The sequence below is a fragment of the Achromobacter marplatensis genome, from assembly GCF_002209535.1.
GTDB classification, from domain to species: Bacteria; Pseudomonadota; Gammaproteobacteria; order Burkholderiales; family Burkholderiaceae_B; genus Achromobacter; species Achromobacter marplatensis.
In genome coordinates this window covers 594,977-619,587 of record NZ_NJIG01000002.1, presented here as the reverse complement: position 1 = coordinate 619,587, position 24,611 = coordinate 594,977, and the positions used below count along the sequence as shown (strand labels likewise).

At 65.0% G+C, this 24,611-nt stretch carries 22 protein-coding genes; 16 read left to right on the top strand and 6 right to left on the bottom strand.

The features are described from left to right. Positions 1 to 64: 64 nt before the first annotated feature. On the bottom strand, positions 65 to 1,216 hold the full coding sequence (gene argE / locus CEY09_RS06350) for an acetylornithine deacetylase (protein ID WP_088587970.1): 1,152 nt from the start codon (positions 1,214 to 1,216) through the stop codon (positions 65 to 67). A 134-nt stretch (positions 1,217 to 1,350) separates the two neighbouring features. On the opposite strand from argE, the gene CEY09_RS06345 reads away from it, so the two are divergent. Continuing rightward, a complete protein-coding gene (locus CEY09_RS06345) occupies positions 1,351 to 2,664 on the top strand; it encodes an MFS transporter (protein WP_006223807.1) in 1,314 nt (437 codons plus the stop codon). Positions 2,665 to 2,705: 41 nt separating this feature from the next. Here CEY09_RS06345 and CEY09_RS06340 read toward each other — a convergent pair whose 3' ends face one another. Continuing rightward, on the bottom strand, positions 2,706 to 5,000 hold the full coding sequence (locus CEY09_RS06340) for a RelA/SpoT family protein (protein ID WP_006223806.1): 2,295 nt from the start codon (positions 4,998 to 5,000) through the stop codon (positions 2,706 to 2,708). A gap of 168 nt (positions 5,001 to 5,168) precedes the next feature. Here CEY09_RS06340 and CEY09_RS06335 point away from each other — a divergent pair, with 168 nt between their 5' ends. Beyond that, positions 5,169 to 6,002: a M90 family metallopeptidase gene (locus CEY09_RS06335; RefSeq protein ID WP_088587969.1), complete on the top strand. Its 834-nt coding sequence runs from the start codon at positions 5,169 to 5,171 to the stop codon at positions 6,000 to 6,002. After that, positions 5,999 to 6,508 (top strand): flavodoxin family protein, encoded by a 510-nt coding sequence (locus tag CEY09_RS06330; RefSeq protein WP_088587968.1) that lies wholly within the window; start codon positions 5,999 to 6,001, stop codon positions 6,506 to 6,508. The genes CEY09_RS06335 and CEY09_RS06330 overlap by 4 nt, the downstream gene beginning before the upstream one ends. A gap of 191 nt (positions 6,509 to 6,699) precedes the next feature. On the opposite strand, the gene CEY09_RS06325 is transcribed toward CEY09_RS06330, so the two are convergent. Further along, positions 6,700 to 7,050 carry a RidA family protein gene (locus tag CEY09_RS06325; protein WP_006223803.1) on the bottom strand — a complete coding sequence of 117 codons (351 nt, stop codon included), beginning with the start codon at positions 7,048 to 7,050 and terminating at the stop codon, positions 6,700 to 6,702. Between the two features lie 72 nt (positions 7,051 to 7,122). Then, complete coding sequence (gene pncB / locus CEY09_RS06320; protein WP_006223802.1) at positions 7,123 to 8,298, bottom strand: nicotinate phosphoribosyltransferase; 1,176 nt, start codon at positions 8,296 to 8,298, stop codon at positions 7,123 to 7,125. A gap of 156 nt (positions 8,299 to 8,454) precedes the next feature. Here pncB and fdxA point away from each other — a divergent pair, with 156 nt between their 5' ends. From fdxA to CEY09_RS06255, 13 genes are all read left to right on the top strand, one after another. Continuing rightward, positions 8,455 to 8,778, top strand: coding sequence for a ferredoxin FdxA (fdxA, locus tag CEY09_RS06315; RefSeq protein WP_006218015.1), 324 nt, complete (start codon positions 8,455 to 8,457; stop codon positions 8,776 to 8,778). Between the two features lie 49 nt (positions 8,779 to 8,827). Then, positions 8,828 to 9,628: a ferredoxin--NADP reductase gene (locus CEY09_RS06310; protein WP_088587967.1), complete on the top strand. Its 801-nt coding sequence runs from the start codon at positions 8,828 to 8,830 to the stop codon at positions 9,626 to 9,628. Between the two features lie 212 nt (positions 9,629 to 9,840). Then, a complete protein-coding gene (locus CEY09_RS06305) occupies positions 9,841 to 11,067 on the top strand; it encodes a polyhydroxyalkanoate depolymerase (RefSeq protein ID WP_088587966.1) in 1,227 nt (408 codons plus the stop codon). 112 nt (positions 11,068 to 11,179) lie between these two features. Further along, positions 11,180 to 11,824, top strand: coding sequence for an electron transport complex subunit RsxB (rsxB, locus tag CEY09_RS06300; protein ID WP_088587965.1), 645 nt, complete (start codon positions 11,180 to 11,182; stop codon positions 11,822 to 11,824). After that, complete coding sequence (gene nth, locus CEY09_RS06295) at positions 11,821 to 12,456, top strand: endonuclease III (RefSeq protein WP_006223798.1); 636 nt, start codon at positions 11,821 to 11,823, stop codon at positions 12,454 to 12,456. Before rsxB ends, nth begins: the two co-directional genes overlap by 4 nt. Before the next feature lie 353 nt (positions 12,457 to 12,809). Further along, positions 12,810 to 13,583, top strand: a complete 774-nt coding sequence (locus CEY09_RS06290) for an ABC transporter ATP-binding protein (RefSeq protein ID WP_006223797.1) — start codon at positions 12,810 to 12,812, stop codon at positions 13,581 to 13,583. Then, positions 13,580 to 14,290, top strand: a complete 711-nt coding sequence (locus CEY09_RS06285) for an ABC transporter ATP-binding protein (protein WP_006223796.1) — start codon at positions 13,580 to 13,582, stop codon at positions 14,288 to 14,290. The genes CEY09_RS06290 and CEY09_RS06285 overlap by 4 nt, the downstream gene beginning before the upstream one ends. Positions 14,291 to 14,351: 61 nt before the next feature. Continuing rightward, entirely contained in the window at positions 14,352 to 15,566 is a 1,215-nt protein-coding gene (locus CEY09_RS06280; RefSeq protein ID WP_088587964.1) for an ABC transporter substrate-binding protein, read from the top strand. Between the two features lie 97 nt (positions 15,567 to 15,663). Further along, entirely contained in the window at positions 15,664 to 16,551 is an 888-nt protein-coding gene (locus CEY09_RS06275) for a branched-chain amino acid ABC transporter permease (protein WP_006223794.1), read from the top strand. Beyond that, positions 16,548 to 17,531: a branched-chain amino acid ABC transporter permease gene (locus tag CEY09_RS06270; protein ID WP_006223793.1), complete on the top strand. Its 984-nt coding sequence runs from the start codon at positions 16,548 to 16,550 to the stop codon at positions 17,529 to 17,531. Before CEY09_RS06275 ends, CEY09_RS06270 begins: the two co-directional genes overlap by 4 nt. Before the next feature lie 115 nt (positions 17,532 to 17,646). Next, the gene (locus CEY09_RS06265) at positions 17,647 to 18,669 is read left to right on the top strand and encodes an ABC transporter substrate-binding protein (RefSeq protein WP_088587963.1); all 1,023 of its coding nucleotides are present in this window, start codon (positions 17,647 to 17,649) and stop codon (positions 18,667 to 18,669) included. A gap of 86 nt (positions 18,670 to 18,755) precedes the next feature. After that, on the top strand, positions 18,756 to 19,601 hold the full coding sequence (locus tag CEY09_RS06260; RefSeq protein ID WP_035212823.1) for a branched-chain amino acid aminotransferase: 846 nt from the start codon (positions 18,756 to 18,758) through the stop codon (positions 19,599 to 19,601). A gap of 83 nt (positions 19,602 to 19,684) precedes the next feature. Continuing rightward, positions 19,685 to 21,838, top strand: a complete 2,154-nt coding sequence (locus CEY09_RS06255) for a phosphocholine-specific phospholipase C (protein WP_088587962.1) — start codon at positions 19,685 to 19,687, stop codon at positions 21,836 to 21,838. A 171-nt stretch (positions 21,839 to 22,009) separates the two neighbouring features. Here the strand turns inward: CEY09_RS06255 and CEY09_RS06250 are convergent, their stop codons facing one another. Further along, positions 22,010 to 22,771, bottom strand: coding sequence for an ABC transporter ATP-binding protein (locus tag CEY09_RS06250; RefSeq protein ID WP_088587961.1), 762 nt, complete (start codon positions 22,769 to 22,771; stop codon positions 22,010 to 22,012). Beyond that, the gene (locus CEY09_RS06245; RefSeq protein ID WP_088587960.1) at positions 22,768 to 24,606 is read right to left on the bottom strand and encodes a branched-chain amino acid ABC transporter ATP-binding protein/permease; all 1,839 of its coding nucleotides are present in this window, start codon (positions 24,604 to 24,606) and stop codon (positions 22,768 to 22,770) included. Before CEY09_RS06245 ends, CEY09_RS06250 begins: the two co-directional genes overlap by 4 nt. Positions 24,607 to 24,611: the final 5 nt, after the last annotated feature.

Genomic DNA, 24,611 nt, shown 5'->3' with positions numbered 1-24,611 from the left:
ATTTTACCTGACCCGGGCGCGGCCAGGGTGGGAAGCCCCTGCCCTGGCTGCACCCCGACGGCGCTTAGAGCGATTGGCCCAGGCGGCGCAGGAACGTCTCGCACGAGGCCATCTGGTCCAGGGCGACGTATTCGTCGGGCTTATGGGCCTGTTCGATGTGGCCGGGGCCGCAGACGACCGTGGGAATGCCGATGCCCTGGAACAGGCCGGCTTCGGTACCGTAGGCCACCTTGCGGGTGGTGCGGTCTTCAGTCAGCGCGCGCACCAGTTGGGTGATGGCGGCTTCTTCCGAGGCTTCGAGGGCGGGGGCAGCCGCGCCGGTTTCGATTTCGATGCTGGCGCCGTCGAATTCGGCCTTCATGCGCGGCAAGAGCTCATCGCGCACGTATTTTTCAACTTCGGCCTGGATCTCGTCAGGTTGCATGCCCGGCAGGTTGCGGAATTCGTAGGTGAATTCGCACAGTTCGGGGATGGTATTGACCGCGATGCCGCCCCGGATCTGATTGGTGGTCATGGTGGAGAACGGCACGTCGTAGAACTGGTCGTACGGGCCGTTGGCCTTGAAGCTGTCGGCCAGATCGCGGATGCGGCAGATCAGGCGGGCAGCGTATTCGATGGCGTTGCAGCCGCGCGGGGTCAAGGACGAGTGCGCCGCCTTGCCGTGCACCTTGCAGCGGAAGAGATTGATTCCCTTGTGGGCCACGACCACCTGCATGCCGGTGGGTTCACCCACCACGCAGCCCTCGGGGCGGATGCCGCGTTCCAGCAGGTCGGCCAGCATGTACGGCGCGCCGGCGCAGCCGACTTCCTCGTCATAGGAGAACGCCAGGTGGATCGGCTTCTTGCGTGGCATGGCCAGGAATTCCGGCACCAGCGCCAGCGAGCCGGCAATGAACCCCTTCATGTCGCAGCTGCCGCGCCCATAGAGCAGCCCGTCTTTCTCGACGAGCTTGAACGGGTCCGTGCTCCAGTCCTGGCCATCCACGGGCACCACGTCGGTGTGGCCCGACAGGACGATGCCGCCCTGCTGGTTGCCGTCCTGCGCAGGCAGAGTGGCGAACAGGTTGGCCTTGGTGCGCTCGGGGTTGTGCGCCAGCCACGCATCGACGCCCTGGCCTTTGAGCCAATCGCGGACGGTTTCGATCAGGGCAAGATTGGAATTGCGGCTGGTGGTATCGAAACCCACCAGCGTTTCCAGCCAGGTGCGCGCGTTCATGTCACTTCTCTTTTGGGGGAAAACGGCAAGTGTAAAGCCAGGAAGCGCCCGCGTCTTGGACGGCCTTACCCACCGCTCACGGGTTAAGCGCCTAGAATGTCGCCCGGATTGGAAAATACCCCCAAGGAGAAACCGTGCAGCACAAAGCAGTTCCCACACGCAACATCGTGGCCGCAGTGATAGGCAACGCCCTCGAATGGTATGACTTCCTGGTGTTCGCGTTCATGACGCCGATCATCGCCAAGTTGTTCTTCCCCACCGACCCCAACCTGCCCGGCAGCGAACTGAACGCCATCCTGATGACGACCGCGATCTTCGGCGTCGGCTTCTTCATGCGCCCGGTGGGCGGCATCATCCTGGGCATGTACGGCGACAAGAAGGGCCGCAAGGCCGCGATGGTGATGGTGACCTCGCTGATGGCCGTGTCGATCGCACTGATCACGGTTGCCCCGACTTACCACGCCGCCGGCATCCTGGCCCCGATCTTCATCCTGATCGCGCGCCTTTTGCAGGGCTTCTCGGCGGGCGGTGAATTCGGCACGTCGACGGCGCTGCTGATCGAAATGGCCCCCAACGGCAAACGCGGCTTCTACGGATCGTGGCAGATGGCCGGCCAGATGCTGGCGCTCTTGATCGGCGCGGCTTGCGGCACGCTGATCACCGAGTTCTTCACGCAGGAACAGATCGCCGCCTGGGCTTGGCGCATTCCGTTCGCCTTCGGCCTGGTCATTGTTCCCATCGCGATCTATATCCGCAAGAACATCGACGAAACCGAAGTCTTCAAGAAGATGCAGGAAGAAGACCGCCAGGCCGCCGCGCGCGGTGAAGTGCAGCGCCTGAGCCTGGTGCAGATGGTCAAGACCCACACGCGCGAAACGATGATCGGCGTGGGCCTGGTCGTGACCGCGACGGTGTCCATCTACATTACCTTCACGTATCTGGTGACGTACTCCACGCAGATCCTGAAGCTGCCGATGAAAGACACCTTCATGGTGCAGATGGCCGGCGCGGCGCTGATGGTGCTGATGACCCCGTTCATGGGCGCCTGGTCGGACCGCATCGGCCGCCGTCCGCTGGTGATCGGTTCGCTGATCGGTTACCTGATCGTGCTGTACCCGTTGTACTACTGGCTGTCGGACGCGCCGTCGATCGGCCGCCTGCTGACGGTGCAGATCGTGGTGTGCTTCTTCGTGTCGGCCTTCTTCGGCGTGTTCAGCACGGTGATGGCGGAATTGTTCCCGGCGCGCGTGCGCTCCGTGGGCCTGTCGCTGGCCTATAACGTGGCGGTGATGATCTTCGGCGGCTTCGCGCAGTTCATCGTGACCTGGCTGATCAAGACCACGGGTTCGCCGATGGCCCCCGCCTACTACGTGATGTTCGGCGTAGCGCTGGGTCTCGTTGCCTCGTTCTTCATGCGCGAACGCGCGCACGAAAACCTGGACCACTAAGGCCACCTCCCCCACGGCCGTCCGGCCCTGGGGGCTTCGTCCTAACGGCGCGTCGCCGAGGACACGCCGGCCACTTCGGCCAAGGCGTCCAGCGCGCGGGCGAGCGATTCGCCCCCGCGCACTTCCACCGTGAATACCATGTGGGCCAGCGACTGCTTGCTTTGCGTATTCACGCCCACGACATTCAAGCGCAGCCGCGCAAAGACTTCGGACAGGTCGCGCAGCAGGCCCGAGCGGTCGTGCGCGCGCACGCTGATGTCCACGGGATAGAAGGTATCCGAGGTCTCGCCCCAGGCCACTTCGATCACGCGTTCGGGTTCGCGCGCCGCCAGCGCCAGGTAGCTGTGGCAATCGCTGCGGTGGATGGACACGCCGCGCCCCCGCGTGACGAAGCCGGCGATGGCGTCCGGCGGCGCCGGGCGGCAGCAGCGCGCCAGCTGCGTCAACAGCGACCCCACTCCCACCACCAGCACGCCGCTCTTGCCGCTTTTCTCGGCGCTGCCCGCACTGGCGTGGCGCAGCGCGGCCGGTTGCGGTTCGACGGCCGGCCCCGGTTGCTGGAATACGCTGTCGATCTGGCGCAGGCTGAACTCTTCCTTGGCCGCCGCCACGTACAGGTCGTCGGCGCGGGCAAAGCCCAGGTTCTGCGCCAGTTGCTCCAGGTTGACGGCCGTCTTGCCCAGCCGCTGCAATTCCTTTTCGACCAGCGCCTGCCCTTGGGTGATGCGCTGCTGCAGCTCGATGGCGTTAAACCACATGCGCACCTTGGCGCGCGCCCGCGGGCTGGCCAGGAACCCCAACTGGGGGTTGAGCCAGTCACGCGACGGTCCACCCGACTTGGCGGAAATGATCTCGACGGTCTGCCCCGTGGACAGCCGCGTCTGCAGCGGCACCATCTGGCCGTCGACACGGGCGCCGCGGCAGCGGTGGCCCAGGTCGGTGTGCAGGTGATAGGCGAAATCCACCGGCGTGGCGCCGGCGGGCAGTTCGATCACCCGCGCCTGCGGCGTCAGCACGTAGATGCGTTCATCGGTATGCGCGGGCGCCGTCACCACGTTGCGGTTCTTGCCCGGACCGGACTTGCCGGCGGCCGGTTTGGCGGCTTCCGGCTTGGCGGTTTCCGCGCCCGGTTCGGCGCCGCCTTCGACATCGCTGTTCCAGGCCAGCAGTTGGCGCATCCACGCCAATTGCCGGTCGTATTCGCTGGAGGCCGCCACTTGGCCGCCCTTGGCGCCGGCTTCCTTGTAGCGCCAGTGCGCAGCCATGCCGTATTCGGCGAACTGGTGCATTTCACGCGTGCGGATCTGCACTTCGAACGGCCGGCCGTCGTCGTCCGCCACGACCGTATGCAGCGATCGATAGCCGTTGGGCTTGGGCCGCGAAATGTAATCGTCGAACTCGTCGGACAGCGGCGTCCACATCTCGTGCACCAGCCCCAGCGCCGTATAGCAGGCGCGCACGTCCTCGACGATGATGCGCAAGGCGCGCAGATCGTACATCTGGGCGAAGTCCAGGCGCTTGACGCGCATCTTGTTCCAGATGCTGTAGATGTGCTTGGGCCGGCCGCTGACCTCGGCCTCGATGCCGGATTTGGACAAGGCGGTCTGCAGGCGATCAATGGCCCCGGCGATGAAGGCCTCGCGCTCGACGCGCTTTTCTTCCAGCAGACGGGCGATCTGCTTGTAGCGGTCGGGTTCCAGGAAGCGGAAGGCCAGGTCTTCCATTTCCCATTTGATCTGCCAGATGCCCAAGCGGTTGGCGAGCGGCGCGTACAGGTCCAGCGTTTCGCGCGCAAAGGCGATGGAGCACGGAGCCTTGCTTTCGGCGTGCCAGCGCAGCGTGCGCAGCCGGGAGGCCAGGCGCATCAGCACGATGCGCAGGTCGGCCGCCATCGCCAGCAGCATCTTGCGCTGCATTTCCTTTTGCGAGCCGCTTTCGGCCTCGGCATCGCTGGCCTGGCGGGCCACCACACCCAGGCGCAGCAGCGCGCGGGTACCCTGGACCAGGCGTGCGACCTCGGCGCCGAACGCCGTGGCGACGGGGTCGTTGCGCAAGGCCGGCGCGGGCGCCATCAAGTCAGTAGGCAAGGCGGCCAGCAGCGCCGCGGCGCGCGTGGCGGCGTCGGTATGCAAGGCCGCCAGGATGCGGACCACGCCCGCGCCGTGGCTGGCCAACGGTTCACCCGTCAGCGCCTGTTGCCCTTCAAAACGGGGGATGGCCCAGGCAACCGCCTGGTCAATCAGCGCCATGCCGTCGGCGTCCAGGCCCGCCCCGACCTCCTGCCGCCAGGAAGCGTCGAAAGGCGAAGGCGCGTCGATAACAGGCGGGGCGGACATGAAGGGCGTCGTGCGTGGCGGGTTGATATCCCGACACTCTACACTAGGGCCTGTTAGCACTAAAAGGAGCCTCGCACAGGCCGGCTATCGGGCGCCTGGAACAGGCCCTAGGGCCTGTTAACACTGAATGCCCCGCCGTCTCCCGGTATATAGAAGGAACCGAAGCTTATGTTGCGCTGGCTCAAGGGCCGGGGCGCCCGCGCCTCCGAAGTGGCCGAGATGCAGGCCCGGATCTCGCCCGAACTCTGGCGGCAGGTGCTGGATGCCCACCCCTTCCTGGCGGCGTTGAACGCCGACGAATCCGCCCAATTGCTGGCGCGGTCGGCCTGGCTGCTGGCCAGCAAGACCATCAATGGCGCGCAGGGCCTAGAGGTCTCGGACTTCATGCGCCTGTCCATCGCGGCGCAGGCCAGCCTGCCCATCCTGAACCTGGCGCCCGAACTCTACGAAGGCTGGGACGAGATCATCGTGTACCCCGCCAGCTTCCGCATTCCCCGTTCGCGCCAGGACGACGACGGCGTGGTCCACGAATACATCGAGGACGCGGCAGGTGAAGCCTGGGAAGGCGGCCCGCTGGTGCTGTCCTGGGAAGACACGCAGTTGTCCGAAGGCGGCTTCAACGTGGTGATTCATGAATTCGCCCACAAGCTGGACCTGCGCTCGGGCTTTGCGGACGGCATGCCGTCGCTGGCGGCGCACCCGGATCTGAAGCCGAAAGTCTGGCGGCAGGTGCTGGGCGACAGCCTGGACCGCTTCATCGCCGCGCTGGACGCGGTCGAGGCGGCCATCCCGCACGACGTGGACCCGGAAAGCGAGGAAGCGGACGCCTGGTATGGACAACTACCGATGGACCCGTACGCCGCCACCGACGAGGCGGAGTTCTTCGCCGTCAGCTCGGAGCACTTCTTCGTGGACCCCGTCCCCATGCAGCAGGCGCTGCCCGAATGGTATGGCTTGCTGCGGGCGTACTACCGGCAGGACACCCTGGAACGCTACGCATGAAGCAGCTGCTGATCGCCTGGCATTCGCGCACGGGCGCGGCCCGGCAGATGGCCGAGGCCGCCGCCCGGGGCGCCGTCGCGGCCGCCACGCAGCTGGAGCAGGCCGACGCACTGCGCGTCGTGCTGCGGCGCGCCTCGGAGGTCGACGCCGACATCCTGCTGGCAAGCCAGGGCTACCTGTTTTGCGCGCCGGAGAATCTGGCCAGCCTGAGCGGCGAAATGAAGGAATGCTTCGACCGCAACTACTATGCTGTGCTCGACCGGATTCAGGGCCTGCCCTACGGCTGCGCGATCAGCGCGGGCAGCGACGGCTCGGGCGCAGCACGGCAGGTTGAACGGATTTGCACCGGCTGGCGGCTGAAGGCTGTGGCGCCGGCGCTGATCGTCAACATGGGTGCGCAGTCGGCCGAACAGATCTGGGCAGAGAAGACGGTGCGCGAGGAAGACCTGGCCAGGTGCGAGGAATTGGGGGGATTGCTGGCGGGAATGGTGCTGATGGGGGGATGATGGGTTACGCGCGGTTGGCGGTTGTGTGCTTGCCTGGGACGTCGCGCGCTCCACCCATCCTACGATTCGTTGACGGTGGCCGCTGCGACCCATGGTTCACGACTTATGGCTGCCACCGCAGATAGCGCCTTGCCAAAAAGAAAAAGCCCTTCGGCATGCCGAAGGGCTTTTTGCTTGCAGGCGGATATCGCTTAGACGGCGGCCGTCACGACGATTTCGACCTTGAAGTCCGGGTTGGCCAGGCGGGCTTCGACCGTGGCGCGCGGAGGCGAATTGCCGTCGGCGACCCATGCGTCCCATGCCTTGTTCATGCCGTCGAATTCCTTCATGTTGGCCACATAGATCTGGGCCATCAGGATCTTGGTCTTGTCGGTGCCGGCTTCGGCCAGCAGGCGATCGATCGTCGCCAGCACTTGCTCGGTCTGGCCGGTGATGTCCAGCTTGGCATCGTCAGGCACCTGGCCTGCCAGGTACGCGACGCCGTTGTACACGGCCATGTCCGACAGGCGCTTGGCGACGTGGAAGCGCTTGATGCTGCTCATGAATATTCCCCTAGAGTCGAGTTGGGTGGGTGGATCAATACAAGGAAACCAGCAATTTACCCCGAGCCGCCCTCAGGCGGGGGGCAGCTGGAACACCTGGCGCAGATATGCCAGGTAGGCGGGATCGTCGCACATGGTCTTTTCAGGCGCGTCGGACACCTTGGCCACGGGCTGGCCGTTGCAGCGGACCATTTTCATGACGATCTGCAGCGGTTCATGGCCGAGGTCGTTGGTCAGGTTGGTGCCGATGCCGAACGACACCTTGCAACGCCCGGCAAACTGGCGGGCCAGTTCGATCGCGCGCGGGAACGTCAGCGAATCCGAGAACACCAGGGTCTTGGCGCGGGGGTCCACGCGATTCTTCCGGTAGTGTTCCAGCAGACGCTCGCCCCAGACGAAGGGGTCGCCGGAGTCGTGGCGCGCGCCGTCGAAAAGCTTGCAGAAATACATGTCGAAGTCGCGCAGGAAGGCATCCATGCCGTAGACGTCGGACAGCGCGATGCCCAGGTCGCCGCGGTATTCCTTGGCCCAGACTTCCAGCGCGTACACCTGGGAATCGCGCAGGCGCGGGCCGAGGGCCTGGCAGGCCTGCAGGTATTCATGGCCCATCGTGCCCAGCGGCAGCACTTCGTGCTGCTTGGCCAGCAGCACGTTGCTGGTGCCGGCAAAGTGCGGCCCCATCTGCGCCTTCATGGTGGACACGACTTCCTGGTGCCAGACTTTCGAGAAGCGGCGGCGCGTGCCATATTCGGCCACGCGGAAATCGGCCAGCGCGGGGTCGTCCAGCACCAGGTGCATCTTGGACTGCAAGCGCTGGCGGCCTTCTTCCCAGTCGGGATTCTTGCGCGTGTTGCGGAAGTAGACTTCGTTGACGATGGCCAGCACCGGGATCTCGAACAGGATCGTGTGCAGCCACGGGCCCTTGACCTCGATCGAGATCTCGCCGGGCGCGTCGCCTTCGCTGATGTGGATGCAGCGCTCGGGCATGTGGAACAGCCCAAGGAAATCAACGAAGTCGCTCTTGATGAAACGCAAGCCGCCCAGGTAGTCCAGTTCGTCCTGCGTGAAGCGCAACTGGCACAATTGGTGCACTTCTTCGCGGATTTCATCCAGATAGGGGCGCAAGTCGGCGCCCACGGTGCGGCACTTGTAACGGTACTCGACCTGTGCAGCGGGGAATTGATGCAGCACCACTTGCATCATGCTGAATTTGTACAGATCGGTGTCGAGCAGCGAAGTGATTATCATGATTGCGCGTATCGTTTCGCGACACCATAGCATAGAGGACAGGGGGTTCAGGGCGATGGGCCACGATGTCAATACGGGTATTACCGGCACATCCCGCCCGCATTAGGTAAAATCCGGGCAACAAGACACAAAAGCCGCCGATCCCGGAGTTCCTGAATGACCCACGTTGTCACCGAAAACTGTATTAAGTGCAAGTACACCGATTGCGTTGATGTGTGCCCGGTGGACTGTTTTCGTGAGGGTCCGAACTTTCTCGTGATCGATCCGGACGAATGCATCGACTGCGCCGTCTGCATCCCGGAATGCCCGGCCAATGCGATCTACGCCGAAGAAGACGTGCCGCAAGACCAACTGAATTTCATCGCGCTGAACGCCGAACTCTCTCCCGAGTTCGCCAGCATCAGCCGCGCCAAGAAGCCCCTGCCGGACGCCGACGACTGGAACGGCAAGCAGGACAAGCTGCAATACCTGGAAAAATAATCCGCGACGGCCGGCTGCCGCCTGGCGGCCGGCATCGTGCGATGCCCCGATGACCGACGACTCCAAATACACGCGCCAGACCGTAACCCAGATCCATACCTGGGTGCCCGACAAGCTGTTCTCGGTGCGCGTGACGCGCGACGATGCGTATACGTTCCTGCCGGGCCAGTTCGCCCGGGTCGGTTTACCCGGGGCGGACGACCCAGACGGCCCGCCCACCCTGTGGCGCGCCTATTCCATGGTGTCGGCCCCGCACGAGTCCGGGTTGGAGTTCTATTCCATCGTGGTCCCCGACGGCCTGTTCAGCCCGCGCATGGCGCAGCTGCAACCGGGCGACGCGCTGTACGTGGAAAAAACGCCCTACGGCTTCTTGACGCTGGAACGCTTCGCCCCGGGCGGCGACCTCTGGCTGCTGGCCTCCGGCACCGGGCTGTCCGCCTACCTGTCCATCCTGCGCGACCCAGCCACCTGGCGCGCCTACCGCCGCATCATCCTGGTGCATGGCGTGCGCACCGCGGCGGAGCTGGCCTACCGCGAAGAGATCGAGTCCTGGGGCACGCGGCCCGAGCTGGCCGAGCTGTTCGCGGCCGACCCGCAAAAGCTCGTCTACCTGCCCATCGCCACCCGCGAAGCCCTGCCGGGCATGCCCCAGGCGCGCCTGACCACGCTGATCGCCGATGGCCAGCTGGAACGGCTGGCCGGGCAGCCGCTGGACCCCGAACACGCCAAGATCATGCTTTGCGGCAACCCCGAAATGCTGGCGGATGCCCGCAAGCTGCTGGGTGAACGCGGCTTCAAGCCGGGCCGCCGGGGCATCCCCGGCAACCTGGCGGTTGAGAATTACTGGTGATCCCGCACGACCCGGCTTAGTGCATAAATCCTCCGTTTGGGCTCTGGCCGGGGCAGGAAAACGCCCTAAACTGGTGCTTAATGGGATGACGGGTCTCTTTTTAGCAACAGAATCCCGGTCTTTGCGGCAGTTTCTTCAGGCTGATTGGATATATCTTTAGCCCTCGGCGCAATAATCGGGGCACACGCACGACCCAGAAGGACTTCCCCCAAATGCTGTACCAATTGCACGAAATGCAGCGCGCCTTCCTGACTCCGTTCGCTGCATTCACGGATGCCGGTTCCCAGCTGTTCTCCAGCCCCTACAGTCCCCTCGCCTACACTCCGATTTCCCGCCAGATGGCGGCCGGGTACGAGTTGATGACGCGGATCGGCAAGGAATATCAGAAGCCCGCCTGGAATCTTCCCGAGACCCAGATCAACGGCAAGTCCGTTCGCGTCACCGAAACCCTGGCGCTGGATAAGCCCTTCTGCCGCCTGGTGCACTTCCACCGCGACGTGCGCGCCGCCGGCCGCGACGACCCGAAGGTGCTGCTGGTTGCCCCGCTGTCCGGCCACCACGCCACGCTGCTGCGCGATACCGTGCGCGCCCTCCTGCCCAACCATGACGTCTACGTCACGGACTGGGTCGACGCCCGCATGGTGCCGCTGTCGGCGGGCCCGTTCCACTTGAATGACTACGTGCGCTATGTGCAGGATTTCATCCGGCACCTGGGCCCGGACGTGCACGTAATCTCGGTCTGCCAGCCCACCGTGCCGGTGCTGGCCGCCGTCTCGCTGATGGCGACCGCCAACGATCCCTGCCAGCCGCGCAGCATGGTGATGATGGGTGGCCCCATCGATCCGCGCCAGTCGCCCACGCAGGTGAACCGCCTGGCCACGACCAAACCTTATTCGTGGTTTGAAAACCAGGTGATCCACCCGGTCCCGCCCCGTTATCCGGGCGCCGGCCGCAAGGTCTACCCGGGCTTCCTGCAGCATGCCGGGTTCATGGCCATGAATCCCGACCGCCACATGAAGTCGCACTACGAGTTCTACCTGGACTTGCTGCGCGGCGACGACAGCGACGCCGAAGCGCATCGCCGCTTCTACGACGAATACAACGCGGTGCTGGACATGCCGGCCGAGTTCTACCTGGATACGATCCGCATGGTGTTCCAGGACTTCGCCCTGCCCAGCGGCACCTGGGAAGTGGATGGCCAGACCGTGCGCCCGGCCGATATCAAGCAGGTCGCCCTCTTCACCATCGAAGGCGAGCTGGACGATATTTCGGGCCAGGGACAGACGCGCGCAGCCATCAAGCTGTGCAAGAACATCCCGGCCGAGCGCAAGATGCACTACACCGCCCCCAACTGCGGCCATTACGGGATTTTCTCGGGCCGCCGGTGGCGTGAAATGATCTGTCCTAAAATTGCCGAATTCATCCGGCAATCGGCTTGACGACGGCGTAGCGCCGTCCGGCAGGTGACGCGCGGGTCCGGCCCGCGCGCCCTCAAGCCAGATCCGTATTCCACGGGGCCCGAGTGGCCCCTTTTTCTTTTATTGGCCTTACATGTCCTGTCGCTCACTTGCCGACCGCATCGACGCCTTGCTGCCCCAGACGCAATGCACCAAGTGCGGCTATGACGGCTGCCGGCCCTATGCCGACGCCATTGCCGAGGGCACAGCCCCGATCAACCGCTGCCCGCCGGGCGGCGACGAAGGCATCACCGCGCTGGCCGCCCTGCTGCAGACCCCCGTCTTGCCGCTGGACCTGGAACGCGGCGAACCCGGCCCGCTGCTGGTCGCGCGCATCGACGAATCCCACTGCATCGGCTGTACGCTGTGTATCCAGGCCTGTCCGGTCGACGCCATCGTGGGCGCGAACAAGCACATGCACACGGTGCTGGCTGACTGGTGCACGGGCTGCGACCTGTGCGTGGCGCCCTGTCCGGTGGACTGCATCCAGATGGTCCCCGCCGGGCGCGCCTGGAGCGCGCAGGACGCCGCCGTCAGCCGGCAGCGCCATCGCAACCACCTGGCGCGCACCGAACGCCTGGCGGCCGACAACGCGCGCCTGATGGCGCCGGAAGCTCCCACTCAGGCGTCTCCAGTTCAGGCCGCCGCCGACGACGCGCAAAGCGAAGACCGCAAGCGCTCCGCCATTGAATCCGCGCTGGCCCGCGCCCGGGCCCGCCGCAATCCGACGCAGTCATGAACGCAGCCAAACGCCGTGAGATCTTCGCCCGCCTGCAGGCGGCCAACCCCCACCCCACCACCGAACTGGAATACGACACCCCGTTCCAATTGCTGATTGCGGTGCTGCTGTCGGCGCAAGCGACCGACAAGTCGGTCAACATCGCCACGCGCAAGTTCTTCCCGCAGTACGGCACGCCCCAGGCCCTGCTGGACCTGGGCGAAGAAGGCCTGTCCGACTACATCAAGACGATCGGCCTGTACCGCACCAAGGCCAAGAATACGATCGCCACCTGTCGGATCCTGATCGAGCACCACGGCGGCGAAGTGCCGCAGACCCGCGAGGCGCTGGAGTCGCTGCCCGGCGTGGGCCGCAAGACGGCCAACGTGGTGCTGAACACTGCGTTCGGCCAGCCGACCATGGCCGTGGACACGCACATCTTCCGCGTGTCCAACCGCACCGGCATCGCGCCCGGCAAGAACGTGCTGGAAGTCGAAGAGAAACTGGTGAAGTTCGTACCACGCGAATATATGCAGGACGCCCATCATTGGCTGATCCTGCAAGGCCGCTACGTCTGCGTGGCGCGCAAACCGAAATGCCCGCAATGCGGCATTTCCGACCTGTGCGAATTCAAACAGAAAACGCCAGCGTGAACGCGGCATTCCGAATATTTCGGAATCATTTCATCGCGTGAAAAACCGGGTTTTCCCTCGATGAAATTTGCATAAGACGTTGATAAGAATCAACGCCCATTTGCTGCAACGCATTGGATAAGAAAAGGGTTTTCCCGCCTTGTGCGCCAAGTATTGTCGGCCTGTTGACAATTCAACATGCCGCACTGCAAAACCTATGTAAAACCCTCATGGAATTTTGATAAAGAGGTCCGCATACTCGCCGGCAACTCATCGGAAAACAACGAACAATCGTTGTATTTCACGACCCCGCGGGGGGCCTGTCGAAATCACGGCGGGTTGAGACCATAAAAATCAACGCCGGTGCAGCGGACATGGATGACACAATCCTGGAGACAAAAGGCCTCACCAAGGAGTTCCGCGGATTCGTCGCGGTCAATGGGGTCGATTTGCGTATCAAGCGGGGCGAGATTCATGCCTTGATCGGGCCTAACGGCGCGGGCAAGACCACTTGCTTCAACCTGCTTACCAAGTTCTTATCTCCCACGTCGGGAACGATCAAGTTCAACGGCATCGACATCACCGGCGATCGCCCCGCGCAGATTGCGCGGCGCGGCGTCATCCGCTCATTCCAGATTTCGGCGGTGTTTCCCCACCTGACCGTGCTTGAAAACGTGCGGATCGGCTTGCAGCGCAAGACCGGCCTGTCGTTCCATTTCTGGCAAAGCGACAAACGCCTGGCGGCGCTGAACGAGCCTGCCCGCGCGCTGCTGGAACAGGTGGACCTGGGCGCCTTCGCGAACGAGACCACGGTAAACTTGCCGTATGGCCGCAAGCGCGCGCTGGAAATCGCGACGACCTTGGCGATGGAACCCGAACTGATGCTGCTGGACGAGCCCACCCAGGGCATGGGCCACGAAGACGTGGACCGCGTCACGCAGCTGATCAAGCGCGTGAGCGCCGGGCGCACCATCCTGATGGTCGAACACAACATGAACGTCGTGTCCTCCATTGCCAACACCATCACCGTGCTGGCGCGCGGCTCGGTGCTGGCCGAGGGCACGTACGCCGAAGTCTCGCGCCACCCGGCCGTGATGCAAGCCTACATGGGCACCACCGACGGCGAACTTCAAGGAGCGCACGCATGAGCACCCCGGCACTGGAAATCTCGGGCTTGCAAGCCTGGTACGGGGAATCGCACATCCTGCACGGCGTGGATATGCGCGTAGGGCAAGGTGAAGTCGTCACGCTGCTGGGCCGTAACGGCGCCGGCCGCACCACGACGCTGCGGGCCATTCTGGGCCTGACCGGATCGCGCAAGGGTTCGGTGCGCATCCACGGCACCGAAGCCATCGACCTGCCCACCTACAAGATCGCCCATCTGGGCGTGGGCTATTGCCCTGAAGAACGCGGCATCTTCGCCAGCCTGTCTTGCGAAGAAAACCTGCTGCTGCCCCCTGTCGTGGGCTCGTTGGGCGGCGGCATGTCGCTGGCCGAGATCTACGACATGTTCCCCAACCTGCAAGAGCGCCGGAATTCGCCCGGCACGCGCTTGTCGGGCGGCGAACAGCAAATGCTGGCGGTGGCGCGCATCCTGCGCACCGGCGCCAACCTGCTGCTGCTGGACGAAATCTCCGAGGGCCTGGCGCCGGTCATCGTGCAGGCGCTGGCCCGAATGATCACGACGCTCAAGCAGCGCGGCTACACCATCGTCATGGTGGAGCAGAACTTCCGCTTCGCGGCTCCCCTGGCCGACCGCTTCTATGTCATGGAGCACGGCCAGATCGTCGAGCATTTCGAAGCGGCGGAACTTTCAGAAAAACAGGACACGCTCAACGAATTGCTGGGCGTCTAAAACAACCTGTCATCCGCCGGAACCCCGGCAACACTACACCGTAGGGAAGAGGAGTCATCCCATGAAGCTGCACACCATCACTGCTGCACTGGCCATGGCGGGCCTGGGATTTGCAGGGGCGACCGCCCACGCGCAAGGTATCTCCGACGATGTCATCCGCATCGGCTTCATCACCGACATGTCGGGCGTGTATTCCGACATCGACGGCAAGGCCGGTCTGGAAGCGATCCGCATGGCGATCGAAGACGCCGGCGGCTCGATCAACGGCAAGAAAATCGAAGTGGTCTCGGCCGACCACCAGAACAAGGCCGACGTCGCGTCCGCGCGCGTGCGCGAATGGTTCGACGAACAGAAGGTGGACGTCATCATCGCCGGCACCAACTCGTCGACCAGCCTGGCCATGGCCGGCGTGGCCGCAGCCAAGAAGAAGCCCTTCATGGCAATCGGCGCGGGCGCTTCGGACCTGACCAACGCGCAATGCTCGCCCTACACCGTGCACTATGCCTACGACACCGTGGCCCTGGCGCGCGGCACCGGTTCCGCCGTCGTGAAGGACGGCGGCAAGAGCTGGTTCTTCCTGACCGCCGACTACGCCTTCGGCCATGCGCTGGAGCGTGACACCATGGCTGTCGTCAAGGCCGCGGGCGGCGATGTGAAAGGCCAGGTGCGGGCGCCGCTGGGCGCGTCGGACTTCTCGTCCTTCTTGCTGCAAGCGCAAGCCTCCAAGGCGCAGATCCTGGGTCTGGCCAACGCAGGCGGCGACACCATCAACGCGATCAAGGCCGCCAATGAATTCGGCGTGACCAAGACCATGAAGATGGCGGGTCTGCTGGTCTTCATCAACGATGTGCACGCGCTGGGCCTGCAGGCCACGCAGGGCATGTACCTGACCGATGGCTGGTACTGGGACCAATCCGACGCTTCGCGCGCCTGGTCCAAGAAGTTCGAAGCCAAGGTCGGCCGCAAGCCGTCCATGCTTCAGGCGGGCGACTATTCCGCCCTCAGCTTCTATCTGAACGCGGTCAAGGCCACCGGCACGGACGACGGCGATGCCGTGATGAAGTGGATGAAGTCCAACAAGGTCAACGACTTCTTCGCCCAGGGCGGGTATGTGCGCGAAGACGGCCGCATGATCCACGACATGTACCTGATGCAGGTCAAGACCCCGGCCGAGTCCAAGGGCCCGTGGGACTACTACAAGGTCGTGGCGACGCTGCCCGGCGACGAGGTCTATACCAAGTTGTCCGAGTCCACCTGCAAGCTGGTCAAGAAGTAATCCCCGGCTTATGTGACCCCGAGCTGCGGTCGGGCGCAAGTCGCCGCCGCAGCTCGCATTTGCTCGCTTCCATCCGTACGCGCAGGATTTTCACAAGATGACTGACCTTTTCGGCATCCCTATACAGGCCTTGTTCGGCCAGCTATTACTGGGCCTGGTCAACGGTTCCTTCTATGCCATGTTGTCGCTCGGGCTGGCCGTTATCTTCGGGCTGCTGAACGTCATCAACTTCGCGCACGGCGCGCTTTACATGCTGGGCGCGTTCATCGCCTGGATGGGGCTGTCGTACCTGGGGTTGAACTACTGGGTCATGCTGATCCTGGCGCCGTTGGTCGTCGGGCTATTCGGCATCCTGATCGAAAAATTGCTGCTCAAGCACCTGTACAAGCTTGACCACCTGTACGGCCTGCTGCTGACCTTCGGGCTGACGCTGCTGATCGAGGGGCTGTTCCGCAGCTTCTACGGCGTGTCGGGCCAACCCTACCCCACGCCCGAGGCCTTGCGCGGCGCGACCAACCTGGGCTTCATGATCCTGCCGAACTATCGTGGCTGGGTCGTGGCGGCGTCGGTGGTCGTCTGCCTGGCGACCTGGTTCGTGATCGAACGCACCCGCCTGGGCGCCCTGCTGCGCGCCGGCACCGAAAACCCGCGCCTGGTCGAGGCCTTCGGCGTGAACGTGCCCCGCATGATCACGCTGACCTACGGCTTTGGCGTGGCGCTGGCGGGCTTTGCCGGCGTGCTGGCTGCGCCCGTCCTGCAGATTTCCCCGCTGATGGGGTCTAACCTCATCATCGTCGTGTTCGCCGTGGTCGTGATCGGAGGCATGGGGTCCATCATGGGCGCCATCGTGACCGGTCTGGGCCTGGGCGTGATTGAAGGACTGACCAAGGTGTTCTGGCCCGAAGCCTCCAGCACCGTGGTGTTCATCATCATGGCCATCGTTCTGTTGATCCGCCCGGCCGGGCTGTTCGGAAAAGAAAAATGAATCGTCAACTCCTGGGCTATGCGGTCCTGGCCGTCGTGGTGGCCGCTCTACCCTTTCTCGGGGTGTATCCGATCTTCGCCATGAAGATCATGTGCTACGCGCTATTCGCCTGCGCGTTCAACCTGCTGCTGGGCTTTACCGGGCTACTGTCCTTCGGGCACGCCGCCTTCCTGGGCAGCGCGGCGTATGCGGCCGGCCATGCGATGAAGGTCTGGGGCTTCCCGACCGAAATCGGCCTGCTGTTCGGCGTGGGCGTGGCGGCGCTGCTGGGCCTGGCGATGGGCGCCATCGCCATCCGGCGCAGCGGCATCTACTTCGCCATGATCACGCTGGCGTTGGCGCAGATGGTGTTCTTCTTCTTCCTGCAGGCCAAGTTCACCGGCGGCGAAGACGGGCTGCAAAGCGTGCCGCGCGGCACCTTGCTGGGGCTGGTCGACCTGTCCAAGGACATCAACCTGTACTACCTGGTGATGGCCATCTTCATCATCGGCTACTTCATCATCTGGCGCACGGTGAACTCGCCCTTCGGGCAAGTGCTGCAGGCGCTGCGCGAAAACGAGCCGCGCGCCATTTCGCTGGGCTACGACGTCGACCGCTTCAAGCTGCTGGCCTTCGTGCTGTCGGCCGCGCTGGCCGGCCTGGCCGGCGCCACCAAGACGCTGGTGTTCGTGTCGGCCACCTTGTCGGACGCCACCTGGCAGATGTCGGGGCTGGTCATCCTGATGACGCTGATCGGCGGGCTCGGTACCTTGACGGGCCCGATCCTGGGCGCGTTCATCGTGGTGCTGCTGGAGAACAAGGTGGGCGATTTCGGCCAGATGATGGCCAACCTGACCGGCGTGGACTGGTTCCTGCGCCTGGGTGAATCCGTCACCATCGTGATCGGCCTGATCTTCGTGATCTGCGTGCTGGCCTTCCGCCGCGGCATCGTGGGCGAATTCGGCGCCTTCATCGAACGCCGGCGCGCCGCCCGCGCCTGACCGGCGCCACGCGCTTGCCACCCGGACGGGGCCGCACCATGCGGCCCCGTTTGCGTTTGGCCTGCGGCCAAGCACCCGTACAATGAAACGCACCCCATCACACAGGTGCCTGACCATGCGCAACCCGCATCCGCTCGCCCCCGTCATCGGCGCCCTGGCGCTGGCCACGGCCCTCCTGGCCCCGGCAGCCCAAGCGGCGTCGCCCACCCCCACCTGCGAAGTCGACCGGCCCATCCGCTTCAGCGGCCTGAACTGGGAATCCAACCTGGTCCTGGCCGGCATTGAACGCTATGTGCTGGAACACGGCTACGGCTGCAAGACCACGGTCGAAATCGGCGAAACGCTGCCCATGCTGGCGGCGCTGCAACGCGGCGACGTCGACGTGACGCCGGAAGTGTGGCCCGGCCAGATCGAAGGCGCCTGGAAAAAGGCGCTGGCCAGCGGCCGCGTGCTGGGCGTGGGTCACGTGTACGACGCCGGCGAAGGCTGGTATGTGCCCCGCTACACCGTCGAACGCCACCCGGAGCTGAAGGCCGCGTCCGATCTGGCACGCTTCAAGAACGTGTTCACCGACCCCGAAGACCCGGGCCGCGGCCGCATTTACGGCTGCCCCGCCGGCTGGGCCTGCGGCACCCTGAACGACAACCTGCTGCGCGCCCTGAAGCTGGACAAGGACTACTCGCTGTTCGCGCCCGGCTCGGGCGCCGCGCAGAAGGCGGCCATCGTGTCGGCCTACAAGCGCAAGCGCGACATCGTCTTCTACTACTGGACCCCGACGTCGCTGGTGGGCGCGCTGGACCTGGTGAAGCTGGAACTGCCCGCCTTCGACCAGGCGGCCTACACCTGCATGACCGATCCCAAGTGCGCCGATCCGGTCGCCACCGAGTTCAAGCCCAACCCCGTCGTCACGGGCGTGAACGCGGCGTTCGCCAAGGAAGCGCCCCGGATCGCCGAGTTCCTGGGCAAGCTGACCATACCCGACGACGCCATCAACGCCACCTTGGGGTGGCTTGAGAACGAAGGCAAGGAACCCGAGGACGCGGCGCGCTATTTCCTGAAGCAGTACGGCCCCGTCTGGCGGCAATGGATGCCGGCGGAAGCCGCCGATCGCGTCCAGGCAGCGCTTGCGCGCGAGTGACGGACCGAACGCAGCCGCCGCCTCATGTATCCTGACGTTTCGGCGCCGAAGAAGCGCCTACCCGATTCAAGCAAAGGAAGATGAACATGGATGCCCTGTACTGGCACGACGGTCACTGGACCACCGAGAACCCCAAACTGCTCGGCCCCGCCGACCACGCTTTCTGGATGGCCAGCATGGTCTTTGACGGGGCGCGCGCGTTCCGCGGCCTGACGCCCGACCTGGACCTGCACTGCCAGCGCGTCGTGCGCTCGGCTGAAAAGATGCTGATGAAGCCGCAGATCGGCTGGGAAGCGATCCAGAAGCTGTGCCTGGAAGCCGTGGCCAAGTTCCCCGCCGGCACCGAGCTCTACATCAAGCCGATGTTCTACTGCGCCGACGGCTTCCTGCTGCCGGATGCCGACAAGACCCAATTCGTGCTGCACGTGTTCAAGGTGCCGATGCCCGGCGAGCAAGGCTTCTCGGCCTGCTTCTCGAGCTTTGCACGTTCCTGGCCCAACATGGCGCCCACCGACGCCAAGGCGTCGTGCCTGTACCCCAACGGCCAGCGCGCCATCCGCGAAGCCGCGGAAAAGGGATTCGACAACGCCATCATGCTGGACGGCGCGGGCAACATCGCCGAATTCGCCACCAGCAACCTGTGGCTGGCCAAGAACGGCGTGGTGTCCACGCCCGTGGACAACGGCACGTTCCTGAACGGCATCACCCGCCGCCGCGTCCTGGCCTTGCTGAAGGCAGATGGCGTCGAAGTGCAGGAGCGCAGCCTGACCCGCGCCGATGTCGAAGAAGCCGACGAAGTGTTCTCGTCGGGTAATTACGGCAAGGTGGTCCACGTGAACCGCGTGGAAGGCCGCGCGCTGGAATACGGCCCGCTGGCCCGCCGCGCCCACAAGCTGTACATGGACTACGCGGAAAGCACCGGCAGCCGCTGAACCGGCGCCGCCCCCCCCTCCCGCACACCCCTGACACTGCCCGCTCTCTCGCGGGCAGTGTCGTATTCAAGCGATGCCCGACGATGCAGACACGACGCGACTTCCTGCGCAACAGCGCAGCCCTGGCAGGCGCCGGCAGTGCGCTGGCGCTGCTGCCGGCTTCCATCCGCCGCGCGCTGGCCATTCCCGCCAACCACCGCACCGGCACGATCCGCGATGTCGAACACATCGTGATCTTCATGCAGGAGAACCGTTCGTTCGACCATTATTTCGGCGGACTGGCGGGCGTGCGCGGCTTTGGCGACCGCTTTCCCATCCCCGTGCCGGACAGCCCTGAGGCCCGCCACCGCACCGTCTGGGCGCAATACAACGACAAGCCCGAAGAAGGCGCTCCGCGCACCGTGCTGCCCTATCACCTGGACACGCGTGAAGCCTTCGAGACCTTGCGCATCGCCAGCACGCCGCACACCTGGTCCAACGCCCAGGACGCCTGGGAAGCGGGGCGCATGGGCCGCTGGCCCGCCGCCAAGAAGAACCATTCGATGGCGTACTACACCGAGGCCGACATGCCTTTCCAGTACGCCATGGCGCGCGCCTTCACCCTCTGTGACGCCTACCACTGCTCGTTCACGGGGGGTACCAATACGAACCGGCTGTTCGTGTGGAGCGGCACGAACGACGGCGCAGGGCGCGGCAATGGCCCGGCGCTGGGCAACGTCTACAACAAGCTCAAGGGCGGAGACCCCGCCCGCGCCTACACGTGGACCACCTATCCGGAACGGTTGGAAGCCGCTGGCGTCAGCTGGCGCATCTATCAGAACATGGCGGACAACTACTCGCTGAATCCCACGGCGGGCTTCAAAGCCTATCGCGATGCCTACCACGGGGTGCCGGGATCGCTTGCGGCGCTGAAGGAAAAGGCGCTGACGACCCGTGGCCTGGATCTGCTGCGCCAGGACGTGCTGGACGGCACGCTGCCGCAGGTGTCGTGGATCTGCGCCACCAAGGCGGGATCCGAACACCCCAGCCCCTCGAGCCCCGCGCAGGGCGCGGACTATACGGCCCGCGTCCTGGACGCGCTGACCGCCAATCCCGAGGTCTGGAGCAAGACCGTCCTGCTGCTGATGTTCGACGAGAACGACGGCTTCTTCGATCACATGCCGCCACCCGCCCCACCGTCGCGCGACGCCACGGGCGCACTGGCCGGCGCGTCCACCGTGGACACCCGCGGCGAATACCACGAGCTCATCACCGGGGTGGAAAAGGACGACACGCCTGCGCATCTGCACGGCGTCTACGGGCTGGGGCCGCGTGTGCCTATGTACGTGCTGTCGCCGTGGACCAAGGGCGGCTGGGTCAATTCGCAAGTGTTCGACCACACGTCGGTGCTGCGTTTCGTCGAGCAGCGCTTCGGCGTGGCCGAGTCGAATATCTCGCCCTGGCGCCGCGCCGTCTGCGGCGACCTGACGTCGATCTTCGATTTCGCCAACCCGGATGGCGCCGACCTGCTGCGCGACTTTCCCGCCACGGCCGAGCGGGCTGCGCAAGCCTCCGCCCTGCCCGGCACCGTGACGCCCCCTGCTCCCGCGCAACCGGCGCTGGCTCGCCAGCAATCCGGCACGCGTCCCTCTCGCGCATTGCCTTATGCGCTGCATACCCACGCGCGGGTGGACGGCGACCGCGTCACGCTGCAATTCGAGAACGTCGGCGCGGCCGCCGCGGTGCTGCATGTCTACGACCGGCTGCATCTGGACCGCGGCCCGCGCCGCTACACCGTGGAAGCCGGCAAGCGGCTGGCAGGTGAATGGCTGACGGCCGGCGATGACGGCCGTTACGACCTGTGGGTGCTGGGGCCGAACGGGTTCCATCGCCATTGCACGGGACGCTCGGTAGCCGGGGCGGTGCCGCCCTTGGAAGTCACCGCCGCCTATGCCGGACCCGGCGCGTCCCTGCGGCTGACGGTGCATAACCCCGGCCCCGAACCGCGCACGTTCCGTGTCGACGCCAATGCCTACCGCTACCCGCCACAAACCGGCGCCGCATTGGCGCCTGGCGAATCCGTCGAACTGTCGTGGGACATGACCCGCACGGGCGGCTGGTATGACGTCACCGTGCATGTCCCCGACGACCTCGCCTGTACGCGCCGGCTGGCCGGACGCATCGAAACCGGCGCCCCTTCCACGTCCGACCCTGAAATGGGCCAGGAGCTGACTCTGCAATGGACACCCCAAGCGTAAAACCCCCGGCCCCCTACGAAAACGCCGTGACATTCCGGTTCAGCGATTCGCCCAATCGCCGGACATGATGCTGGTCTGCGAACGCTTCCGCGTGGTCGAGGTGTTCGACAGATAAAAAAAACCGGGCACCTGTCGGTGTCCGGTTTTTTCAGGATCGGCTTGGCGTGCCGCTCAGTCTTTTTCCGCGCCCTTGCCCAGGCCAAGGTAGCTTTCGATGACCTTCGGGTCGCCGGCCAGTTCGCGCGCCGGGCCGTGCAGGATCACTTCGCCGGTTTCCAGCACGTAACCGTAGTCGGCCACTTGCAGGGCCGCGCGGGCGTTCTGCTCGACCAGCAGGATCGCCACGCCGGTTTCGCGCAGGCGCGCGATGATGTGGAAGATCTCGCGCACGATGCGCGGCGCGAGGCCCAAGCTGGGTTCGTCCAGCATCAGCAGCGTGGGCTTGGCCATCAGCGCACGGCCGACAGCCAGCATCTGGCGTTCGCCGCCGGACAAGGTGCCGGCCTGTTGGGCGCGGCGTTCACGCAGCCGCGGAAACAGGTCGAACACTTCGTTCAGCGTGTCGCGCCAGCCGGCCTCGCGTGCCCGATAGCGGCGAAAGCCTCCCAGCAGCAGGTTGTCTTCCACGGACATGGTGCCGAACAGTTCGCGGCGTTCGGGCACCAGCGACATGCCGGCCGCCACGCGGCGCTCCACCTGCCAGGCCGACACGTCGGTACCGGCGTACTGCACGGTGCCGGCGGAATGGCCGGTCTGCGGCAAAGAACCCATCATGGCGTTCAGCATGGTGGATTTGCCGGCGCCGTTGGCGCCGATCACGGTCACGATACTGCCGGCGGGCACGGTCAGGGAGGCGCCCACGAGCGCACCGACCTTGCCGTAGCGGGCCGACAGGTTGCTGACTTCCAGGACGGGGGTTTGCGTGGCGCTCATTGCACACCTCCGGCCGACACGGGCTTGGCCTGATCCGCTTCGGGCAGGTCGTCGTCGATGCCGCCCAGATAGGCTTCCAGCACCGCCGGGTTCTTTTGCACATCGGCCGGCACGCCTTCGGCCAGCTTGGTGCCGAAATCCATCACCACGAGGTGGTTGGTCAGGCGCATCACAAAATCCATATCGTGTTCGACGAGCAGAATGCTCATGCCTTCCGCGCGCAGCTGTTCCAGCACGCGCGCCAAGTCCTGCTTTTCCTTGTAGCGCAGGCCGGCGGCGGGTTCGTCCAGCAGCAACAGCACAGGATCGGACGCCAGGGCGCGCGCGATTTCCAGAATGCGTTGCTGGCCCAGCGCCAGGTTGCCCGCCTGCTCGTACAGGTACTCGCCCAGGCCCACCCGCTTGATCTGCTCAGCAGCCTCGTGCAGCAACTGCGCCTCGCGGGCGCGGTCCGAATGCAAGGCGCCCGCCAGCACGCCGACGTCGGAGCGCAAGTGCGCGCCCAGCGCGACGTTTTCCAGCACGGTCATGCCGGGCAGCAGTTGCACGTGCTGGAAGGTGCGGCCGACGCCCAGCTTGGCGATCTCGCGCGCCGAGCGGTTGTCGATGCGCTGGCCCATGAACGTGACCTTGCCCCGCGTCACCGGCAGCACGCCGCTGATCAGGTTGAAGGTCGTGCTCTTGCCGGCGCCGTTGGGGCCGATCAGGCCCATGATTTCGCCCGAACTGACCTTGAAGGTGATGTCGTTGACCGCGACCAGGCCACCGAACTCCTTGCGGATGGCGTCCACTTCCAGCACGACCTGCCCCGCTTGCGGGCGCTCGCGCGTCGGCAAGGCGGGCGCGGGCGCCGGAGGCGCCAGATTGCGACGCGAACCGTCGGCGCCGGTGACGCTGCCCCACCAGCCCGCCAGGATCGGCCACAGGCCGTTGCGGGCGTATTGCAGCATCAGGATCAGCAGCACGCCGAAAACGATCATTTCGAAGTTGGCGTTGGTATCCAGCAGCTTGGGCAGCAGGTTCTGCAACTGGTCCTTCAGCACCAGGATGACGCTGGAACCGAGCAAGGCGCCCCAGACGTAACCCGCACCGCCCACCACCGCCATGAACAGGTATTCAATGCCGTAGTTCAGGCCGAAGGGGCTGGGGCTGACGGCGCGCTGCATGTGCGCGTAGAGCCAGCCCGAAATGCAGGCCAGCAGTGCCGCCCAGACGAAGATCACGACCTTGTACGCGGCCGTGTTCACGCCCATGGATTCGGCCATGCCTGCGCCGCTTTTCAGCGCGCGGATGGCGCGGCCCGGACGCGAGTTCAGCAGATTCCGCGTGGCCCACAGCGCCAGCAGCACGAACACCCAGATCAGGTAATAGATGTGCCGGCCGCTCGCCAGCGAAATGCCGAAAACGCTGAGCGGTTCGATGCCGGCGATGCCGTCGTGCTTGCCCAGCCAATCGATATTGCCGAACAGGAAATACAGCGACAGGCCCCAGGCGATGGTGCCCAGCGGCAGATAGTGGCCCGACAGGCGCAACGTGATCGCGCCCAGCAGATACGCCACGACGGCGGTGATGACCAGGCCGACGGGCAACGCCAGCCAGGGCGATACGTCGTACTGCGTGGTCAGGAAGGCGGTGGTGTAAGCGCCCAGGCCGACGAACGCCGCCTGGCCGAAGGACGTCAGGCCGCCCACGCCGGTCAGGAGCACCAGCCCCAGCACGACCAGGCTCGCCAGGCCGATGTAATTGAGTTGCGTCACCCAGAATTCGGGTGTGACCGGCACCAATGGCAGGCCCGCCAGGACGACGATGAATACGGCAAGCAAAATGCGGTTCATGACGT